The following is a 17,695-nucleotide window of genomic DNA, read 5'->3' on the forward strand; positions in this document are numbered from 1 at the left end:
TTCCAGGCCTGCGCTCTGCCATCCTGCGCCGGTCCAGGCTCTCAGGGAGGACGTCATGGCGGACGAGATCGTGCTCTACACCAATCCCATGTCGCGCGGGCGGATCGCCCGCTGGATGCTGGAGGAGGTCGGCCGGCCCTACCGGACCGAGATCGTGCCGTTCGGGCCGACCATGAAGACGGCCGAGTACCGGGCCACGAACCCCCTCGGCAAGGTGCCGGCGGTCGTCCACGACGGAGCGGTCGTGACCGAGTGCGCCGCCATCTGCGCCTATCTGGCGGACGCCTTCCCGGACGCCGGCCTCGCGCCGACGGCCGCGGAGCGGGCCGACTACTATCGCTGGATGTTCTTCGCCGCCGGGCCGCTGGAGCAGGCGCTCGTCAACCGGGCGCTCGGCGTGGAGGTGCCGGCGGACAAGCGCGGCATGGTCGGCTACGGCGCCTACGACACCATGATGGACACCCTGGAGACGGCGGTCACGCGCCACGCCTTCGTGGCCGGCGACCGGTTCACCGCCGCGGACGTCTACGTGGGCTCGCACATCGGCTGGGGCCTTCGCTTCGGCTCGATCGAGGCCCGCCCGGCGTTCGAGGCCTATCTCGCCAAGATGACCGCGCGACCCGCCTGGCAGCGCGCGAACGCCCTCGACGACGCGGCGATGGCCGCCCTGCAGCCGCCTCCGGCCTGAGCAGGCCGCGCTCCTTCGCCTGGAACGGACAACGGCGGGGATCGCTCCCCGCCGCCCTACCGTCGTCCGCCAGGATGACGGTCGCGGTCAGCTGCCGCCGCCGAGCGCGTGGACGTAGACCGCCAGCGACTTGACCGTCACCGGGTCGAGACGGCCGTCCCAGGCGGGCATCACGCCGCGCCGGGCGTTGGTGATCGTCTCCACCACGGTCTTCTCGTCCGAGCCGTAGAGCCAGATCGCGTCCGCGAGGTTCGGGGCGCCCATCTCGGCCATCCCCTCGCCCTTCTCGCCGTGGCAGCTGGCGCAGTTCTCCGCGTAGACGGTGCCACCCGTCGCGAGGTCGGCGCCTTCGGGCACCGGCAGGCCGGAGAGGGAGCGCACGTAGCTGGCCACCGCCTTGATCTGGTCCCTCTCCAGGAGACCGTCGCGGCCGAAGGCCGGCATGTCGGAGATGCGGCTCTCCTCGTGGGTCGACCGGATGCCGACGGTGATGGTCTGGTGGATGGCGTCCAGCGAGCCGCCCCACAGCCAGTCGTCGTCCTGCAGGTTCGGATAGCCCTTGGAGCCGGTCGCGCCCGAGCCGTGGCACGGGGCGCAGTTGTCGCCGAAGGCCGCCTTGCCGTTGGCCATGGCGAACTCCAGGAGCTTCGGATCGCCCTGGATGGTCTCCAGCGTCGCGTCCGCCAGCCCCTGGCCGGCCTGGAGCCGGGCCGCGGCGCCTTCGGCCACCGCGGTCAGCGCCGCCTCGCGCTGCGAATAGCCGAGGAGGCCCTTGGTGTAGCCGGTCAGCGTCGGCCAGGACGGGTAGACCAGGAAGTAGCCGAAGGACCACACGATCGTGGCGTAGAAGACGTAGAGCCACCAGCGCGGCAGCGGATTGTTCAGTTCCTTGATGCCGTCCCACTCGTGACCGGTGGTGGTCACTCCGGAGACGTGATCGACTTCATGGTGAGCCATGGCTCAATCCTCCCGGAGCGGGATGTGCGCGGCCTGGTCGAAGCTGGCCTTGTTGCGGGGCCGGAGCGCGTAGACGAGGACGGCGAGGAAGAGAAGGACGAAGTAGACGAGCCCGCCCTGCTGGGCGACCGCGGCGATGGTTTCGTAGGGAATGGACATCGCGGGATCTCCTCAGCGCAGGTTGGCTTTGTCGTCGTAGACCTTGAAGTCCACGAACGTGCCGAGGTGCTGGAGATAGGCGACCAGCGCGTCCATCTCGGTGACCTTCGACGGGTCGCCGTCGAAGTCGCGCACGACCGCCTTCGGATAGCGGGCCAGGAAGGCCTCCACGTCGCCGTCCGGGTTCAGCTGGGCGTGCAGGTCCAGGCGGGCGTTCTCCACGTGCTCCGTCGTGTAGGGCACGCCCTCGATCTGCAGGACCTTCAGGTCGTCCGCGATGCGGTCGGCCTTCAGCTCGCTGGTCAGGAAGGGATAGCCCGGCATGATGGAGGCCGGCACCACCTGGCGCGGGTCGATGAGGTGCGCCACGTGCCACTCGTCGGAATACTTGCCGCCGACGCGGGCGAGGTCCGGACCGGTGCGCTTGGAGCCCCACTGGAACGGCTTGTCGTACTGGCTCTCCGCCGCCAGGGAGAAGTGGCCGTAGCGCTCGATCTCGTCGCGCATCGGGCGCACCATCTGGCTGTGGCAGAGGTAGCAGCCTTCGCGGACGTAGATGTTGCGGCCGGCCAGTTCCAGGGGGGTGTAGGGCCGGATGCCCTCCACCGTCTCGATGGTGCTCTTCAGGTAGAAGAGCGGGACGATCTCCACCAGGCCGCCGATGGCCACCACCACCAGGATGCCGACGGTGAGGAGGATCGAATTCTTCTCGAAGATCGCGTGCTTGTCGAAGAGGGACATGTCTCTCGCCTCCGTCACTCGGCCGGAGCCAGGGCCACACGGCCGGCGGCGGCTTCTTCAGCCTCGCCGAAGCGGATGGTCATGTAGATGTTGTAGGCCATGACCAGCGATCCCAAGAGGAACAGGACGCCGCCGAGAGCCCGGATGAGGTAGTAGGGATGCATCGCCTCCACGGTCTCGATGAACGAGTACTGGAGGAAGCCGAGCTCGGTGTAGGCGCGCCACATCAGGCCCTGCATGATGCCCGCCACCCACATCGCCGAGATGTAGAGGACGATGCCGAGGGTGGAGACCCAGAAGTGCCAGTCGACGAGCTTCAGGGAGTAGAGCTGCTTGCGGTTCCACAGCCACGGCACGAGGCAGTAGATGGCCCCGAAGGAGATGTAGGCGACCCAGCCGAGCGCGCCGGAATGCACGTGGCCGATGGTCCAGTCGGTGTAGTGGCTGAGGCTGTTCACCGCCTTCACGGACATCAGCGGGCCCTCGAAGGTGGACATGCCGTAGAAGGCGATGGACACCACCATCATGCGCAGCACCGGGTCGGTCCGGAGCTTGTCCCAGGCGCCCGAGAGCGTCATCAGGCCGTTGATCATGCCGCCCCAGGAGGGCATCCACAGGATGATCGAGAAGGTCATGCCGAGGGTGGAGGCCCACTCCGGCAAGGCCGTGTAGTGCAGGTGGTGCGGACCGGCCCAGATGTAGAGGAAGATCAGCGCCCAGAAGTGCACGATCGACAGCCGGTAGGAATAGACCGGCCGGCCGGCCTGCTTCGGCACGAAGTAGTACATGATGGCCAGGAAGCCGGCGGTCAGGAAGAAGCCTACCGCGTTGTGGCCGTACCACCACTGGACCATGGCGTCCTGGACGCCGGACCAGACGATGTAGGACTTGATGCCGAACACCGACACCGGGATGGTGGCGTTGTTGACGAGGTGGAGCATCGCGATCGTCACGATGAAGGCGAGGTAGAACCAGTTCGCCACGTAGATGTGCGGCTCCTTGCGCTTCCACAGCGTGGCCAGGAAGGCGAACAGGTAGACCACCCACACGATCGTGAGCCACAGGTCGGCATACCACTCCGGCTCGGCGTATTCCTTGCCCTGGGTCGCGCCGAACAGGTAGCCCGTACCGGCGATGACGATGAAGGCGTTGTAGCCGAGGATGATGAACCAGGGGGTGACCTTGCCCGGCATGCGCGCCCGGCAGGTGCGCTGCACCACGTAGAAGGACGTGGCGAGGAGCACGTTGCCGCCGAAGGCGAAGATCACCGCGGAGGTGTGCAGCGGGCGCAGCCGGCCGAAGGTGGTCCACGGCAGGTCGAGGTTCAGCGCCGGATAGGCGAGCTGGGTGGCGATGATGACGCCGACCAGGAAGCCCGCGATGCCCCAGACGAGCGCCGCGATGGTGCCGAACTTCACCGGGCCGAAGTTGTAGTTCGGCTTGCCGTCGATCTCCTGCGGGGCGACCTCGCCCTGATCGTCGAGATGGCTCTTGACGATGAGGAAGACGCCGCCGGCCGAGAAGACCGCGCCGAGGAAGGCGTGAAAGCCCATCACCGGGTCCACGGCCTTGCCGGCGATCAGCAGGCAGACGAAGGAAAGAAGCCCCAGGAAGGCGACGTAGGCGCCTTCCTCGAGCGACATGAGAGGCGTGGACCTCTGCGCTGTCATGATTGTCGCCCCTAGTTGACGGTCGAAACGAACGAGCACACCGGGAAAGGGACCCGGTTGATCAGGTGCGACCCTAGGGAGGGCGAACGGAAGCGGCCTTGACTCAGATCAACGCCGCGGCCGCGAGCGGTTGAAAGCGGGCGGCTTTGCCGGCCCGCCGCCGTCCGCTTCCGCATTCATGCGGATGGCACCGCTCGGTTTCTTCGGCCGGATGTCGGCTCGGGCGGGGGCCGGCCGTCCTCCGGCGGCAGGGCGGCCGAACCGACCGTCGTAAGGCCGGCCTTTCAGCCAGGCAGGAGGAGGATGAGATGACCACCGAGGACACACGCCGCGACGCCATGATTATGGAGCCCGTGGGCGAGCGCGAGCTCCACATCGCCCGGACCTTCCGGGCGTCGCCGGAGACCCTGTTCGACGCCTGCGCGCGGCCGGACATCCTGAAGCGGTGGCTGACCGGCCCTCCGGAGTGGACGCTCGCCGTCTGCGACGTGGATCTTCGGCCCGGCGGCCGGTTCCGCTATGTCTGGCGCGCGCCGGATGGCCGGGAGGTTGGAATGGGCGGCGCGTATCTGGAGATCGAGCGGCCCCGCCGGACCGTCCACACGGAACTCTTCGACGAGGACTGGACCGGCGGCGAGACGGAGGTGGTTACCACGTTTGACGACCACGGCGACGGCCGGACCACGCTCCGCTACGGGATCCGCTACTCGTCCGCCGCCGCCAGGGACGGCGCGGCGGCGACGCCCATGGCGGACGGCATGGCGGCGAGCTTCAACGCCCTCGAGCGCATCCTGCCGACCCTCTAGGCCCGCTGGCGCCGTGGCAACGGGCTCGAGGCTCCGGTCCGCCGGCGATCACGTCCGCCGACCGCCCACGCTCCGGGCGGTCGTCTGGTCCCAGTCGGGGCCGAGCACGAAGCGGGCGAACAGGGGCACCACGATGGTCATGCCGACGAACCGGGCGAGGTGGTGGGCGGCCACGAAGGCCGGGTCCACGCCGAGCACGAAGGCCAGGATGACCATCGCCTCCAGACCGCCGGGCGCGAAGGCGACCAGCACCTGGCCGAGCCCGATATCGGCGAGCTCGGCGACGATCACCGCCCCGGCGAGGGAGGCCGCGAAGGCCACCGCGAAGGCGCCGACGCCGGTCACGATGGTGCCGATCACGAGGCGGAGGGACGTGCCGGCGAAGCGCAGGCCCAGAAAGGCGCCAAGCGCCACGAAGGCCGGCAGCTGGATCGCGGCCGGCAGCTGTCCCTCCACGAGGCCGACCCCGTGCAGGAGGCTGCTCGCCACGAAGGCCCCGATCAGCACCCCGGCCGGCATCCGGGCCAGGGTCGCCAGAACGGAGCCCACCGCGCCCGCGACGGCGAGGAGGACGAGCGGCACCAGGCCAGTGACCACGGCGCCGGCCGACGACGCGCCGACCGGCGCCTCGAAGGAGGTGACGAGCCCGGGCAGGACCGCCACCAGCATGAAGAGCCGCATGGACTGGGACAGCGCCACCTTGCGCATGTCGGCCTTGCTCACCTCCGCGGTGGCGAGCGTCATGGAGAGCGCGCCCGGGATGGAGCCGAAATAGGCGGTGGCCGGGTCCCAGCCGGCGACCTTGCGCAGGAAGCCGTAGGTCGCCAGCGTCACCGCCGCGACCGTGCCGACGAGGCCGACGAGGCTGATCGGCCAGCTGCCCATCCGGTTCAGGATGTCGGGCGTGACGCCCGCCCCCATGGAGACGCCGAGCACCATGTAGACGAGGTCGCGCAGGCGGGCCGGCACCTTGGCGTCGAGCCCGAGGAGCGCCGCGACGCCGGTGGCCACCATGGCGCCCGAAAGCCAGGCGGCCGGCAGGCCGAGCGCCGCGAAGGCCGCGCCGCCGGCGGCCCCGATGGCGAACACCAGCGCGAGGGCGCCGAGGGCGCGAGGGGGCATGGGCGACCGCGCGGTCATCGGCGGCAGGATCCGTGGCGAGGTTCGGGGCGGGGTTCGGGGCTGGCCGATCGGATGAAGGGACCGGGGCCGCGTTCGCCACGGGTTTGACCTTCGTCAAGGCGCCCGGCGTCGAAACCGGCGACCTTCGTCCCCATGAACGCACCTGTCATCTCGTCCGTCTCGCTCTCCGAGCTCGCCCGCCGCACCGTGCCCCGGTACACCTCGTATCCGACGGCGCCCCACTTCTCAACGCGGGTGGACGCGGGAGTCCATGCCGCATGGCTGATGCGCGCCGGCCGCCGGGCCGATGCAGTCTCGCTCTACCTTCACGTGCCCTTCTGCCGCTCCATCTGCCACTATTGCGGCTGCACCACGAAGGCGTCGCTGAAGGACGGGCCGATCCTCGCCTATGCGGAGACGCTGCGCCGGGAGATCGCCCTCGTGGCGGAGCTCACCGGGCCGGTGGAGGTGTCGCACATCCACTGGGGCGGCGGCACGCCGAACCTCCTGCCGCCGGCCGCCTTCGAAGCGATCGTGGAGGATCTGCACCGCCGCTTCCGCATCCGCGACGACGTGGAGCACGCGATCGAGCTCGACCCGCGCCACGTGACCCGGATGGACGCGCGCCGCCTGATGGCGGCCGGCGTCACCCGGGCGAGCCTCGGCGTCCAGGACCTCGACCCCGGCGTCCAGGCGGCGATCGGCCGGATCCAGCCGCTGGAGGTGGTGGAGGCGGCGCTGGCGGCGCTCCGGATCGCCGGCATCCACGACGTGAACTTCGACCTCATGTACGGCCTGCCCGGCCAGACCCGCGAGACGATCCGCCATACGGCCATGAACGCCGCCGGCCTCGCGCCGAGCCGGATCGCGCTGTTCGGCTATGCGCACGTGCCCTGGTTCAAGCCGAACCAGAGCCTCATCGACGAGGCGAGCCTGCCGGACGCGGACGCCCGCATCGAACTCGCCCGCGTCGCTCGGGAGACCATCGACGCCTTCGGCTACGAGCCGATCGGCATCGACCACTTCGCCCGCCCGGACGACCCGCTGACGGCGGCGCGGGACGCCGGCACGCTCCGGCGCAATTTCCAGGGCTATACGACCGATGCGGCCGCCACGCTGATCGGCTTCGGCGCGTCCTCGATCGGGCGGACGCCCGAGGGCTTCGCCCAGAACGCCCCCGACACGGCCGGCTGGCGCCGGGCGATCGAGGCCGGCCAGCTCGCCACCGTGCGCGGCAAGGCGTTCGAAGGCGAGGACCTGATGCGCGGCGAGGTGATCGAGGCGCTGCTCTCCGTGTTCACGGTGGATCTGTCCGCCGCCGCCGCGCGCCACGGGGCCGATCCGGCGACCTTTTCCGAAGGGCTCGACCGGCTGGCGCCGCTCGTGGAGGCGGGCTGGGTGGCGGTGGACGGCTGGACGGTTCGGATCGAGCGGCAGCCGACGGAGATCGCCCGGCTCGTGGCGAGCGCCTTCGACGCCTACCTCGGCACGGGCGGGCGTCACTCCGTGGCGGTCTGAACGGACAGCCGATCAAAGCGCTCGGCCGGTCCGCACCGGATCCGCAGCCGGACGGTCGCGAGAACGGCCGCATTGAAAAGAAAGCGCTCCGGCCATGCCTTCGGGAAGGCAGGGCGGAGCGCCAGGGGGCCTCTCCGTGGAGGCGGCGGGTCGGCGCGGGAGGAGGACGCGGACCCGGGACACGCGGTCGATCGGCGGATGCCCGATCAGTGGATGCCGGTGAGCTTGCAGACCCGGCAGACGCTCGCCATGCGGATGCGGTCGTTCTTCTCGATCGAGATGACGCCGCGGCGCTTCATGTCGGAGAGGACGCGGCTGACCGTCTCGATCGTGAGGCCGAGATAATCCGCGATCTCCTGGCGGGTCATGCGCAGAACCACCGTCTGCTCGTCGCCGCCGACCGCCGGGCCGACGCAGCCGACCACGCCGCGCTTCGGCACGAAGCGCATCAGGAAGCTCGCCACCCGCTCCTGGGCGGACTTGCGGCCGAGGAGCACCGCATGGGAATGCAGCGACTCGATCCGCGTCATCAGGCAGCGGTTCACATGGGTCTGCAGGTCGCGGGACCGCTCCACGTCGCGGCGCTCCAGGACGCGCACGTCCGAGCCGGTCAGCGTCTCGGCGGAGCAGTCGTAGAGGCCGGTCATGGAGAGGCCGATCAGGTCGCCGGCGGAGACGATGTCCACCACCTGGCGGCGGCCGTCGGCGAGGAGCCGGTAGAGCATCACCTGGCCGGAGACGACCTCGTAGATGTGCTCGGCCGGGTCGTCCTCGTGGAAGAGGATGTCGTGGGCGTCCCGGGTCTCGACCCGGGTGCGGGCGCTCGCCAGGAACTCGGCCCAGGCGGTGTCGGCCGGCAGGGTGCGCCGACGGGTGCCCGCGTAGCGGCCGGTGCCGGGCTGGCGCGGCACGTCCGCGACCTCGGCCCGCGCGGCCTCGGCGTTCATCTTGACATCGAGAAACATGATCCCTCCTCGGGGCCGCGGAAGCGGCCCGCGTCGAGAGGAAAGCCGGACCGTCCGCCCCGTCCGTCCACGGGATATGCGGGCCGCCACCCGGGGCGGCTGACGCCGCCGCCGGATCCGGTGCGTCTTGGTCCGTCCGACCGCCTCGCACCGCAAGCTTCACTCTGGACCGGAGGTTAACCCGTGGATCGCCCGTAAAAAATTCGGTCGCATACGTAAGCCGCGCTACGTAAGCACTTGCCCGAAGGCCTCTTTTCACAACGGCCGAGGCAGCGCTTCCAGGAACGGCGGGGCAGGGTGCGGGCGGCGGGATCCAGGGCCGCGCCAGGTCGGGCGTGAACCGCCGACGGCCGCGGTCAGCCGGCGATCGCCTCGAACCAGTCGGCGGCGGGCGGCTTGCGCAGCACCTGCACGGGGCTGAGGCCGGCGATCTCCCGCTCGATCAGGCGGGACGACTTGCCCGAGATCACCACCACGCGGGGCGGATCGGCGAGCGCGCCCAGCCACTGGATCAGCGTGGCGCCGCTCACACCCGGCAGGCCGAGGTCGATCACCACCGTGTCGGCGCCCGACGGCGGGCCGGCGAGCAGGAAGGCCTCGCCGGACGAGAAGGCGCGCACCTCGAACCCCGCGGCCGAGAGCAGGCCTCTCAGGGCGTCGGCGACAGCCGCGTCATCTTCCACGATCAGAAAGGCCAAGGGTCCGCTCCGCAACGCCGCCCTCCGGCGGGAGGGCTCGCACGGGACACAATGCGCCTTTCGGGTCGCGATTATTATCCGTTTTCGCCCGTATTCGCAGTCAGCACGATGCGCACCAGGTCGGCGGCGTTGCGGGCGCCGAGCTTTTCCATGATGCGGGCGCGGTGCACCTCGATGGTGCGCGGCGAGATGCCGAGCCGGCGCCCGGCCTCCTTGTTGGAGGCGCCCGCGGTGATCTCCTTCAGGACGTCCTGCTCGCGCGGGGTGAGAAGGTCCGATCCGGGAAAGTGCGGATGGTTGGCGGGTTTCCCAGCCCGGGCGGCGGCGGCCGCGATGGCGTCGCGCACCCGCGTCACCACCGTGTCGGCGTCGAACGGCTTCTCGATGAAGTCGATGGCGCCGAGCTTGATGGCGCTCACCGCCATCGGGATGTCGCCCTGGCCGGAGATGACGAACACCGGCGCCGGGAAGGAATTCACGTCGAGCGCCTTCAGGACGTCGAGGCCCGACCGGCCGGGCATGTGCACGTCGAGGAGCACGCAGGCCGGCGTCTCGCCGCGCACCGCCTCCAGGAAGTCGTCGCCGTTCTCGAACGAGCGCGCCTGGAAGCCTTCCAGATCGAACACGACCGTGAGGGCGTCGCGGATCGACGCGTCGTCGTCCACGATGAAGATGGAATCCGTGGTCGTGTCGCCCATTGTCAGCCGTCCCCTTGTTCCGTCGTCCCGTCGTTGCGTTCGCCCATCGGCAGCGTCAGCGTGAACACCGCCCCCTTGCCCTCGCCGCCGGCGGCGACGCCGAGGTCGCCCCCGTGGTTCTGGGCGATCGAGCGGGAGATGGCGAGGCCGAGGCCCATGCCGCTCTTCTTGGTGGTCGAGAAGGTGCGGAACAGGGTCGCCGCCGCGTCCGGCGCGATGCCCGGGCCGCTGTCCTCCACCGAGACGAACGCTTCGGTCTCGGTGCGGCCGACGCGCACCTCCACCCACTTGTCGCGGCTGTCCCGGGCCACTTCCACGGCGTTGCGCAACAGGTTGAGCACGATCTGCTGGATCTGGATCGGGTCCGCGTCCACCGCCACCGGCTCGTGCGGGAACAGCCGCCGGATGGTGACCGTGGAGCCCTGGGCCACGAAGGCGGTCAGGTCCACCGCCTCGTCCACCACGTCCACGAGGTTGATGCGGCTGCGCTCCGGGTCGCGCTTCTCCACCATCTGGCGCATGCGCTGGATGATGCCGCCGGCCCGCTCGGCCTCCATCAGGGCCTTTTCCATGATGGCGCGGATCTGGTCGGGCTTCAGGGGCTTGCCGCTGTCGGCCCGGGTCTGGCGGATGATCGCCTGCAGGTAGAGCATCAGGGCGGTCAGCGGCTGGTTCAGCTCGTGCGCCATGGCGGCGCCCATCTCGTCCATGGCGGAGAGACGGGTCATGTGCATGATCTGCGCCTGCAGCTGGGACAGGCGCTGCTCGGTCTGCTTGCGCGACCGGAGGTCGCGCAGGATGCCGATGAACTGGCGGCCCTCGGTGGTCGGGGCCTCGCCGACGGAGAGTTCCACCGGGAAGATGGTGCCGTCCCGGTGCATGCCGGCCACTTCCCGGCCGATGCCGATGATCCGCCGCTCGCCCGTCCGGCGGTAGTGCGAGATGTAGCGGTCGTGCTCCACCGCGTAGCTCGGCGGCATGATGATCTTGACGTTCTGGCCGATCGCCTCCTCGGCCGTGTAGCCGAACAGCCGCTCGCAGCTTTTGTTGAAGGCCAGGATCACGCCCCGCTCGTCGATCACCACGATGCCGTCGGCCGCCGTGTCGAGCACGCTGGCGAACCGGGCCTCCGAGACGGGAGAACGGTCGGGCCGGGCATCGGTCTCGGTCTGGAAGGCGCCGGAATCGGTCAAGAGCGGTCGAACCTCGTCGCGTCAGGCATGCGGTCTTCGGCAGATCATATCATCTGTTTCGTGGTCTCCAACCAGTGCTTCAGGCGGTCCGACGCGGTGCGCAGACGCTCCTCGCCGCGGGCGACGCAGATCCGCATGAAGCCCGCGCCGGCGCCGCCGAAGGCGGTTCCGGGCGCGATCCCGACGTTCGCCTCGTCGACGAGGCGCAGCCCGAGCCGGCGGGTGTCCGGCTCGCCGTCGATGGCGAAGAAGATGTAGAAGGCCCCGTCCGGACGGGCGAAGCGCACGCGGCTAGTGGACGCGAGCGCGTCCGACACGATGCCGATTCCCTTGGCGACGCGCGCCACCTGGTGCGCGACGAAGCTCTCGCCGTGCTCGAGCGCCGCGATGCCGGCGCGCTGCATGAACACCGCCGTGCCGGAGGAGGAATACTGGATCAGGTTCACGAAGGTGCCGACCAGCGCCGGCGGCACCTCCAGCCAGCCGATCCGCCAGCCGGTCATGCCCCAGTTTTTGGAGAAGGTGTTGACGAACACCACCCGGTCGTCCTCCTCGATGATGTCGTGGAAGGACGGCGCCACGCCGCCGCCGTCCTTGAAGTGGAAGCGGCCGTAGATCTCGTCGGCGACGATCCAGAAGCCGTGCCGGCGGGAAAGGTCGAGGAGGGCCTTCAAGGTCTCCCGGTCGGCGGTCCAGCCGGTGGGGTTCGACGGGGAGTTGACGAACAGCACCTTCGTGCGCGGGGTCACCGCCGCCGCCAGCCGATCGACGTCGAGTACCCAGCCGGAGTTGCCGAGCGTCATCGGCACCTCCACCGGCGTTGCGCCGCGCACCCGGGTGGCGCCGTCGAAGTTCGGCCAGGCGGGCGTCGGGATCAGCACCTCGTCGCCCGGTCCCGCGAAGGCGGCGAGCGCCAGCTGGATGGCGTGCATGCCGCCGTTCGTCACGATGAAGCGCTCCGGCGAGAACGGCCTGCCGAAGAGGCCGCCGTGGACCCGGTCCGAATAGGCGGCGAGCGCCGCGCGCAGCTCCGGGATGCCGGTCTGCATGGTGTAGAAGGTCTCGCCGGCCGCCAGCGACCGGGTCGCCGCCTCGGATATGAAGGGCGGGGTCGGCAGGTCGCCCTCCCCGGCCCAGAGCGGCACGATGCCGGGCTTGTTGAACCCGTGCACCATCACCTCCACGATGCCGCTCGGCGGCGCGTCCAGCGCTTCGCGGGTCAGGGCATCGCGCCAGCGGGAATCGAGCGTCATGGTCGGGGGTGTCCTGGGGTTCGACGTCAAGGCCCCGCCTTGATAGCCGGGTCCGCCGACCGAGCAAAGGGCCAAACCCTTGTTTCCACGGGGTGGCCCGACGGTCAGGGCCGGCGCGCCAGGAGGTCCCGGATCTCCATCAGGAGCTGGACGTCCTGCGGCGTCTCCACCACCGCCGGCGCGGCTTCCTGCCGGCGCTTCAGCCGGTTCATCAGCTTCACGACCAGGAAGAGCACGAAGGCGATGATGACGAAGTTGATCAGGAGCGTGATGAAGTTGCCGTAGGCGATGGTGGCGCCGGCCTTGCGGGCGGCGGCGAGATCGCTGTCGACCTGCGCTCCGGCGAGCTGCACGTAGAGGTTCGTGAAGTCGATGCCGCCGGTGATGACGCCGATCACCGGCATCAGTAGGTCGGCTACGATCGAGTTGACGAGCCCACCGAAGGCGCCCCCGATGATCACGCCGATGGCGAGGTCCACCATGTTGCCCTTAAGGGCGAACTCGCGGAATTCCTTCAACATTCGTCATGCTCTCCACATGCCCGGCGCCGCCGGCCCGATGCCGGCGCGCGGTCCGCCCAGACTGCCGCACGCCGCGACGCGCGCAACGTTATTGATGTAAAGAGTCCTATGTTTTCTCCGCCCTGTGTTCCCGTCGCCATGGCGGCGCGGCCCCCTGGGACCCCACGGCAGGGCCGGCCGACGAACGGGCGCTGCATCCTGGCCGATGCGGAACGGCGTTGCGCCTCCCACGAGATGAACCACGCGCACAGCCGCCGCCGCGCGTGGCCGCACCTCGTCGGCCCGACCTGTCTCGACCGCATTCTCCCGATCCGTCTTGCTGCGCATGGACAGGGCCGCCCGGTCGTGCTCCGATCCTGCAAAACAAAGGGTTTCGCGCGCCCCCGCGGGACCTTGCGGGAGGATGGTGGGCGTCATGCTCCAGGGTTGGGTGATCATCGTCGTCGCGCTCGCCTACATCGGGCTCCTGTTCCTGGTGGCGAGCCTCGGCGACCGGCGGCAGCGGCGCCTGAAGTCCGGGCGCGGGCGGCCGACCATCTACGCCCTGTCGCTCGGGGTCTACTGCACGTCCTGGACCTTCTTCGGCGCGGTCGGCCTCGCGGCCCACCGGGGCTTCGACTTCCTCACCATCTACATCGGCCCCATCGTGGTCTTCGCCCTCGGCTATCCGCTCCTGCGGCGCGTGATCCAGCTCGCCAAGGCCGAGCGCATCACCTCCATCGCGGACTTCCTCGGCGCCCGCTACGGCAAGAGCCAGGCGGTGGCCGCCACGGTGGCGCTGATCGCGGTTGTCGCCACGGTGCCGTACATCGCCCTGCAGCTGAAGGCGGTGTCGAGTTCCGTGTCGGCGCTGATCATGCAGGAGAACGCCGCCAGTCTCGAAGCCCTGCCGGTGTTCGGCGACCTGTCGCTCCTGGTCGCGCTCTTCATGGCGGCCTTCGCGATCCTGTTCGGCACGAGGCACATCGACGCCACCGAGCACCAGGAGGGGCTGATGCTGGCGGTGGCGGCGGAGAGCGCCGTCAAGCTCGTCTGCATGATCCTGGTCGGCGCCTACGTGACCTATCACCTGCACGACGGGCCGGCGGACCTCTGGGCCGCCGCCGAGGCGGCCGGCGTCGCTGCGCCGTTCCGCTCCGACATGAACGGCGGCAGCCTGATCGCCCAGACGCTCCTGTCGCTCTGCGCCATCCTGCTCCTGCCGCGCATGTTCCACGTGACGGTGGTCGAGCACAACGCGCCGGCGGAGCTCCGGCGCGCCACGTGGATGTTTCCGCTCTACCTGGTGGTGATCAACCTCTTCGTGGTGCCGATCGCGCTCGCCGGCCTCATCGCCTTCGGGCCGTCGGTCAACGGCGACCTCTACGTGCTCTCCCTGCCGATGCACGCGGGCAACGGCTTCATCACCCTCGTGGCCTTCATCGGCGGCCTTTCGGCCGCGACCGCCATGGTGATCGTCGCCTGCGTGGCGCTCTCCATCATGATCTCCAACGACCTGGTGATCCCGTTCCTGCTCCGCCAGCGGCCCGAGGAGGCGCTGACGCGCGCCGACATGGGGCGGGTGCTGCTCCTCGTGCGCCGGGTCGCCATCCTGGCGGTCATGATGGCGGGCTACGCCTACTACCGGGTCGCCGGCAACACGGCCGCCCTCGCCTCCATCGGCTTTCTGTCCTTCGCCGCCATCGCGCAGCTCGCTCCGGCCTTCCTGTTCGGCCTCGTCTGGCGGCGGGCGAGCGCGCGCGGCGCCATCGCCGGCATGGCGGCCGGCTTCGCGCTCTGGGTCTACACCCTGCTCATCCCGGCGCTCGCCGACGCCGGCCTCGTCTCCCGCGACCTTCTCGCCACCGGCCTGTTCGGGCTGGAGGTCCTGCGCCCGCAGGCCCTCTTCAACATCGCCTTCGAGCCCTTCACCCACGGGGTGTTCTGGAGCCTCACCGTCAACATGCTGACGGTGGTGTTCGTGTCGCTGACCCGCGAACCGGCACCGATCGAGCGGCTGCAGGCGTCCATCTTCGTGCCGGCCCAGTTCTCGCCGGCGCCGTCCTACCGGCTCTGGCGCACCGCCGTCACGGTGGACGACCTGCGCACCACCGTCGCCCGCTACATCGGGGAGGAACGGGCGCAGCGGTCCTTCGCCCGCTACGCGCGGGAGACCATGACCACCCTAGAGCCCCTGAAGCCCGCCAGCATCGACCTCGTCCGCTTCGCCGAGCAGCTTCTGGCGAGCGCCATCGGGGCCGCCTCGGCGCGGCTGGTGCTCTCGCTCCTCCTGAAGCGCCGCGACCCGTCCACCAAGGCGGCCATGAAGCTGCTCGACGACGCCTCGGAAGCGATCCAGTATTCCCGCGACCTGATGCAGACCGCCCTCGACCAGGTGGCCCAGGGCATCGGCGTGTTCGACCAGGATCTCCGGCTCATCTGCTGGAACCGGCGTTTCCGCGACCTCCTGGACCTGCCGGCGGAGTTCGGCCAGGTGGGCACCGCCCTCGTGGACATCCTGCGCTACAACGCCGAGCGCGGCCTGTTCGGCCCCGGCGCGCCCCAGGCGATCGTGGACGACCGGCTGGACAAGTACGTGCGCCGCATGGCCACCGTGCAGGAGACGCTGCAGCCGTCCGGCACCGTGCTGGAGATCCGCTCGTCGTCCATGCCCGACGGCGGCATCGTGCTGACGGCGACCGACATCACCGACCGGGTGGAGGGCGAGCGGGCGCTCGCGCGCGCCAACGAGAGCCTGGAGCGGCGCGTGAAGGAGCGCACCGAGGCGCTCCTCGACGCCAACGACGCCCTCGCCCGGGCCAAGGCGGCCGCTGACGAGGCCAACATCGGCAAGACCCGCTTCCTCGCCGCGGCGAGCCACGACATCCTGCAGCCGCTGAACGCGGCGCGCCTCTACACGACCACGCTCGTCGAACGGTCCGCCGGCACGCCCTCGGCCGAGATGGTGGCGGCGGTGGACGCCTCCCTGGAGAGCGTGGAGGAGATCCTCGGCGCCGTCCTCGACATCTCCCGGCTCGACACCGGGGCCCTCAGGCCGGAGGTGGGCCTGTTCCGGATCGACGAGATCCTGAAGCCGCTGAAGATGGAGTTCGAGCCGCTCGCCCGCGACAAGGGCCTCGATTTCCGGGTCGTGATGTCCACCGCCACGGTCCGGTCGGACCGGCGGCTGCTGCGCCGGCTGCTGCAGAACCTCATCTCCAACGCCATCAAATATACCCAGACCGGCCGGGTGCTCGTCGGCTGCCGGCGGCGGGACGGGCGGCTGATGATCACCGTCCACGACACCGGCATCGGCATCCCGGCCGGCAAGCAGGCCACGATCTTCGAGGAGTTCCGCCGCCTGGAGCAGGGCGCCAAGGTGGCGCGCGGGCTCGGCCTCGGCCTCTCCATCGTGGAGCGCATCGGGAAGGTGCTCGACCATCCGGTGTCGGTGACGTCCGCGCCGGGGCTGGGCTCGCGCTTCGCCGTGGAGGTGCCCCAGGCGCCGGCCGTGGTGCCGGCGGTCCGCGCCGAGGAGCAGCCGCGCGCGCCGCTCGCCGACCTCGCGGACCTCCACGTGGTCTGCATCGACAACGAGCCGCGGATCCTCGACGGCATGCAGGCGCTCCTCACCGGCTGGGGCTGCCGGGTCACCTGCGCGCCCGGCCCGAAGGAGGCCGCCCAGGCGCTGAAGGACGAGAAGGCGCCGCCGGACATCCTTCTCGTCGACTACCATCTGGACGAGGGCACCGGCGTGGAGGCCGTGGTGCGCCTGCGCTGGCGCTTCGGGGAGGCCATCCCGGCCATCCTGATCACGGCCAACCGCTCGCCGGGCCTCAAGGCCGAGGCCGCCGGCAAGGACATCACGGTCCTCTTCAAGCCGCTGAAGCCCGCCGCCCTGCGCGCCCTCCTCGCCCAGCACCAGGCCAGCCGCGCCGCCGCCGCCGAGTGAGCCGCCCGCGCCGGCATGATCGACCGATGCGCGGACGCCCACCCCGCCGGCCGGCGCCTCTCACGCGGTCGCGGTCAGCGCCTGCCACTGGCCCTGCTCGATCCGCGAGGCGGCGATCACCGCCTGGGTGCGGCTTTCCACGCCGAGCTTCTGCAGGATGGCCGACACGTGGGCCTTCACGGTCGCTTCCGAGACCGAGAGCTCGTAGGCGATCTGCTTGTTGAGGAGGCCTTCCGACAGCATCATCAGCACGCGCACCTGCTGGGGCGTCAGCGACGCCAGCCGGGCGGTGAGGTCGGAGTTCTCGTCCCGGCTGCCGATGTCCACGTCGGGCGGGGTCCAGACGCCGCCCTCGATGACCCGGGCGATCGCGCCCCGGATCGTCTCGATCGGCAGCGATTTCGGGATGAAGCCGGAGGCGCCGATCTCCATGCAGCGGCGGATGGCGACCGGGTCCTCGTTGGCGGACACCACCATCACCGGCACGGCCGGGAACTGGGCCCTGAGGAACAGGAGGCCGGAAAAGCCCCGTACGCCCGGCATGTTGAGGTCGAGGAGAACCAGGTCCACGTCCTCGTCCTCGGCGAGCGCCGCGGACATCTCGTCCACGGAGCCGGATTCCAGGATGACCACGCCCTCGAACATGCCTTCGAGGGCTTGGCGCAGGGCGCCGCGGAACAGCGGATGATCGTCGGCGATCAGGAAGCGATAGCGAGCGTTCTCCATGAACGGGTCCCCCCTTGGCGTCGTCGCGCCGGAACCGGACCACTCGTAT

16 protein-coding genes are annotated in these 17,695 nt (G+C 70.1%); 4 read left to right on the forward strand and 12 right to left on the reverse strand.

Annotated features, from left to right (window positions below; genetic code table 11):
• Positions 1 to 55 precede the first annotated feature (55 nt).
• The gene (locus HND91_RS09390; RefSeq protein WP_181706301.1) at positions 56 to 688 is read left to right on the forward strand and encodes a glutathione S-transferase family protein; all 633 of its coding nucleotides are present in this window, start codon (positions 56 to 58) and stop codon (positions 686 to 688) included.
• An 87-nt stretch (positions 689 to 775) separates the two neighbouring features.
• On the opposite strand, the gene ccoP is transcribed toward HND91_RS09390, so the two are convergent.
• Genes ccoP through ccoN form a run of 4 tightly spaced genes read right to left on the reverse strand, consistent with a single transcriptional unit; the run spans position 776 to position 4,215 of the window.
• Positions 776 to 1,645, reverse strand: a complete 870-nt coding sequence (gene ccoP / locus HND91_RS09395; protein ID WP_181706302.1) for a cytochrome-c oxidase, cbb3-type subunit III — start codon at positions 1,643 to 1,645, stop codon at positions 776 to 778.
• Positions 1,646 to 1,648: 3 nt separating this feature from the next.
• The gene (locus HND91_RS09400) at positions 1,649 to 1,804 is read right to left on the reverse strand and encodes a cbb3-type cytochrome c oxidase subunit 3 (protein WP_181706303.1); all 156 of its coding nucleotides are present in this window, start codon (positions 1,802 to 1,804) and stop codon (positions 1,649 to 1,651) included.
• 12 nt (positions 1,805 to 1,816) lie between these two features.
• Positions 1,817 to 2,545, reverse strand: a complete 729-nt coding sequence (gene ccoO, locus HND91_RS09405) for a cytochrome-c oxidase, cbb3-type subunit II (RefSeq protein ID WP_181706304.1) — start codon at positions 2,543 to 2,545, stop codon at positions 1,817 to 1,819.
• A gap of 14 nt (positions 2,546 to 2,559) precedes the next feature.
• Positions 2,560 to 4,215, reverse strand: coding sequence for a cytochrome-c oxidase, cbb3-type subunit I (gene ccoN / locus HND91_RS09410; RefSeq protein ID WP_181706305.1), 1,656 nt, complete (start codon positions 4,213 to 4,215; stop codon positions 2,560 to 2,562).
• A 308-nt stretch (positions 4,216 to 4,523) separates the two neighbouring features.
• Here ccoN and HND91_RS09415 point away from each other — a divergent pair, with 308 nt between their 5' ends.
• On the forward strand, positions 4,524 to 5,021 hold the full coding sequence (locus tag HND91_RS09415) for an SRPBCC domain-containing protein (protein ID WP_246329384.1): 498 nt from the start codon (positions 4,524 to 4,526) through the stop codon (positions 5,019 to 5,021).
• Between the two features lie 48 nt (positions 5,022 to 5,069).
• On the opposite strand, the gene HND91_RS09420 is transcribed toward HND91_RS09415, so the two are convergent.
• The gene (locus HND91_RS09420) at positions 5,070 to 6,161 is read right to left on the reverse strand and encodes an AbrB family transcriptional regulator (protein WP_181706306.1); all 1,092 of its coding nucleotides are present in this window, start codon (positions 6,159 to 6,161) and stop codon (positions 5,070 to 5,072) included.
• A 135-nt stretch (positions 6,162 to 6,296) separates the two neighbouring features.
• Here HND91_RS09420 and hemN point away from each other — a divergent pair, with 135 nt between their 5' ends.
• The gene (gene hemN, locus HND91_RS09425) at positions 6,297 to 7,661 is read left to right on the forward strand and encodes an oxygen-independent coproporphyrinogen III oxidase (protein WP_181706307.1); all 1,365 of its coding nucleotides are present in this window, start codon (positions 6,297 to 6,299) and stop codon (positions 7,659 to 7,661) included.
• A 206-nt stretch (positions 7,662 to 7,867) separates the two neighbouring features.
• On the opposite strand, the gene HND91_RS09430 is transcribed toward hemN, so the two are convergent.
• From HND91_RS09430 to mscL, 6 genes are all read right to left on the reverse strand, one after another.
• Entirely contained in the window at positions 7,868 to 8,626 is a 759-nt protein-coding gene (locus tag HND91_RS09430) for a Crp/Fnr family transcriptional regulator (protein WP_210272635.1), read from the reverse strand.
• Between the two features lie 356 nt (positions 8,627 to 8,982).
• On the reverse strand, positions 8,983 to 9,324 hold the full coding sequence (locus HND91_RS09435; RefSeq protein WP_210272636.1) for a response regulator: 342 nt from the start codon (positions 9,322 to 9,324) through the stop codon (positions 8,983 to 8,985).
• 74 nt (positions 9,325 to 9,398) lie between these two features.
• Positions 9,399 to 10,022 (reverse strand): response regulator transcription factor, encoded by a 624-nt coding sequence (locus tag HND91_RS09440; protein ID WP_181706308.1) that lies wholly within the window; start codon positions 10,020 to 10,022, stop codon positions 9,399 to 9,401.
• A 2-nt stretch (positions 10,023 to 10,024) separates the two neighbouring features.
• Positions 10,025 to 11,215, reverse strand: coding sequence for a two-component system sensor histidine kinase NtrB (locus HND91_RS09445; protein WP_181706309.1), 1,191 nt, complete (start codon positions 11,213 to 11,215; stop codon positions 10,025 to 10,027).
• A 44-nt stretch (positions 11,216 to 11,259) separates the two neighbouring features.
• Positions 11,260 to 12,468 (reverse strand): pyridoxal phosphate-dependent aminotransferase, encoded by a 1,209-nt coding sequence (locus HND91_RS09450; protein WP_181706310.1) that lies wholly within the window; start codon positions 12,466 to 12,468, stop codon positions 11,260 to 11,262.
• Between the two features lie 104 nt (positions 12,469 to 12,572).
• Positions 12,573 to 12,989, reverse strand: coding sequence for a large conductance mechanosensitive channel protein MscL (gene mscL, locus HND91_RS09455; RefSeq protein ID WP_181706311.1), 417 nt, complete (start codon positions 12,987 to 12,989; stop codon positions 12,573 to 12,575).
• A gap of 415 nt (positions 12,990 to 13,404) precedes the next feature.
• On the opposite strand from mscL, the gene HND91_RS09460 reads away from it, so the two are divergent.
• Positions 13,405 to 16,920: a PAS domain-containing hybrid sensor histidine kinase/response regulator gene (locus HND91_RS09460; protein WP_181706312.1), complete on the forward strand. Its 3,516-nt coding sequence runs from the start codon at positions 13,405 to 13,407 to the stop codon at positions 16,918 to 16,920.
• Between the two features lie 60 nt (positions 16,921 to 16,980).
• Here the strand turns inward: HND91_RS09460 and HND91_RS09465 are convergent, their stop codons facing one another.
• Positions 16,981 to 17,646 carry a response regulator gene (locus tag HND91_RS09465; RefSeq protein WP_181706313.1) on the reverse strand — a complete coding sequence of 222 codons (666 nt, stop codon included), beginning with the start codon at positions 17,644 to 17,646 and terminating at the stop codon, positions 16,981 to 16,983.
• Positions 17,647 to 17,695: the final 49 nt, after the last annotated feature.

This window comes from Chthonobacter rhizosphaerae, assembly GCF_013839525.1.
Lineage (GTDB): Bacteria > Pseudomonadota > Alphaproteobacteria > Rhizobiales > Pleomorphomonadaceae > Chthonobacter > Chthonobacter rhizosphaerae.

Excerpts from the sequence above, each read along its gene's own strand:
- HND91_RS09420 (WP_181706306.1), bottom strand. The coding sequence starts at position 6,161 with ATGACCGCGCGGTCGCCCATGCCCCCTCGCGCCCTCGGCGCCCTCGCG.
- ccoN (WP_181706305.1), bottom strand. The coding sequence starts at position 4,215 with ATGACAGCGCAGAGGTCCACGCCTCTCATGTCGCTCGAGGAAGGCGCC.
- HND91_RS09415 (WP_246329384.1), top strand. The coding sequence starts at position 4,524 with ATGACCACCGAGGACACACGCCGCGACGCCATGATTATGGAGCCCGTG.
- HND91_RS09465 (WP_181706313.1), bottom strand. The coding sequence starts at position 17,646 with ATGGAGAACGCTCGCTATCGCTTCCTGATCGCCGACGATCATCCGCTG.
- HND91_RS09450 (WP_181706310.1), bottom strand. The coding sequence starts at position 12,468 with ATGACGCTCGATTCCCGCTGGCGCGATGCCCTGACCCGCGAAGCGCTG.
- mscL (WP_181706311.1), bottom strand. The coding sequence starts at position 12,989 with ATGTTGAAGGAATTCCGCGAGTTCGCCCTTAAGGGCAACATGGTGGAC.
- HND91_RS09390 (WP_181706301.1), top strand. The coding sequence starts at position 56 with ATGGCGGACGAGATCGTGCTCTACACCAATCCCATGTCGCGCGGGCGG.
- HND91_RS09400 (WP_181706303.1), bottom strand. The coding sequence starts at position 1,804 with ATGTCCATTCCCTACGAAACCATCGCCGCGGTCGCCCAGCAGGGCGGG.
- HND91_RS09460 (WP_181706312.1), top strand. The coding sequence starts at position 13,405 with ATGCTCCAGGGTTGGGTGATCATCGTCGTCGCGCTCGCCTACATCGGG.
- HND91_RS09430 (WP_210272635.1), bottom strand. The coding sequence starts at position 8,626 with ATGTTTCTCGATGTCAAGATGAACGCCGAGGCCGCGCGGGCCGAGGTC.
- ccoO (WP_181706304.1), bottom strand. The coding sequence starts at position 2,545 with ATGTCCCTCTTCGACAAGCACGCGATCTTCGAGAAGAATTCGATCCTC.
- ccoP (WP_181706302.1), bottom strand. The coding sequence starts at position 1,645 with ATGGCTCACCATGAAGTCGATCACGTCTCCGGAGTGACCACCACCGGT.
- HND91_RS09440 (WP_181706308.1), bottom strand. The coding sequence starts at position 10,022 with ATGGGCGACACGACCACGGATTCCATCTTCATCGTGGACGACGACGCG.
- hemN (WP_181706307.1), top strand. The coding sequence starts at position 6,297 with ATGAACGCACCTGTCATCTCGTCCGTCTCGCTCTCCGAGCTCGCCCGC.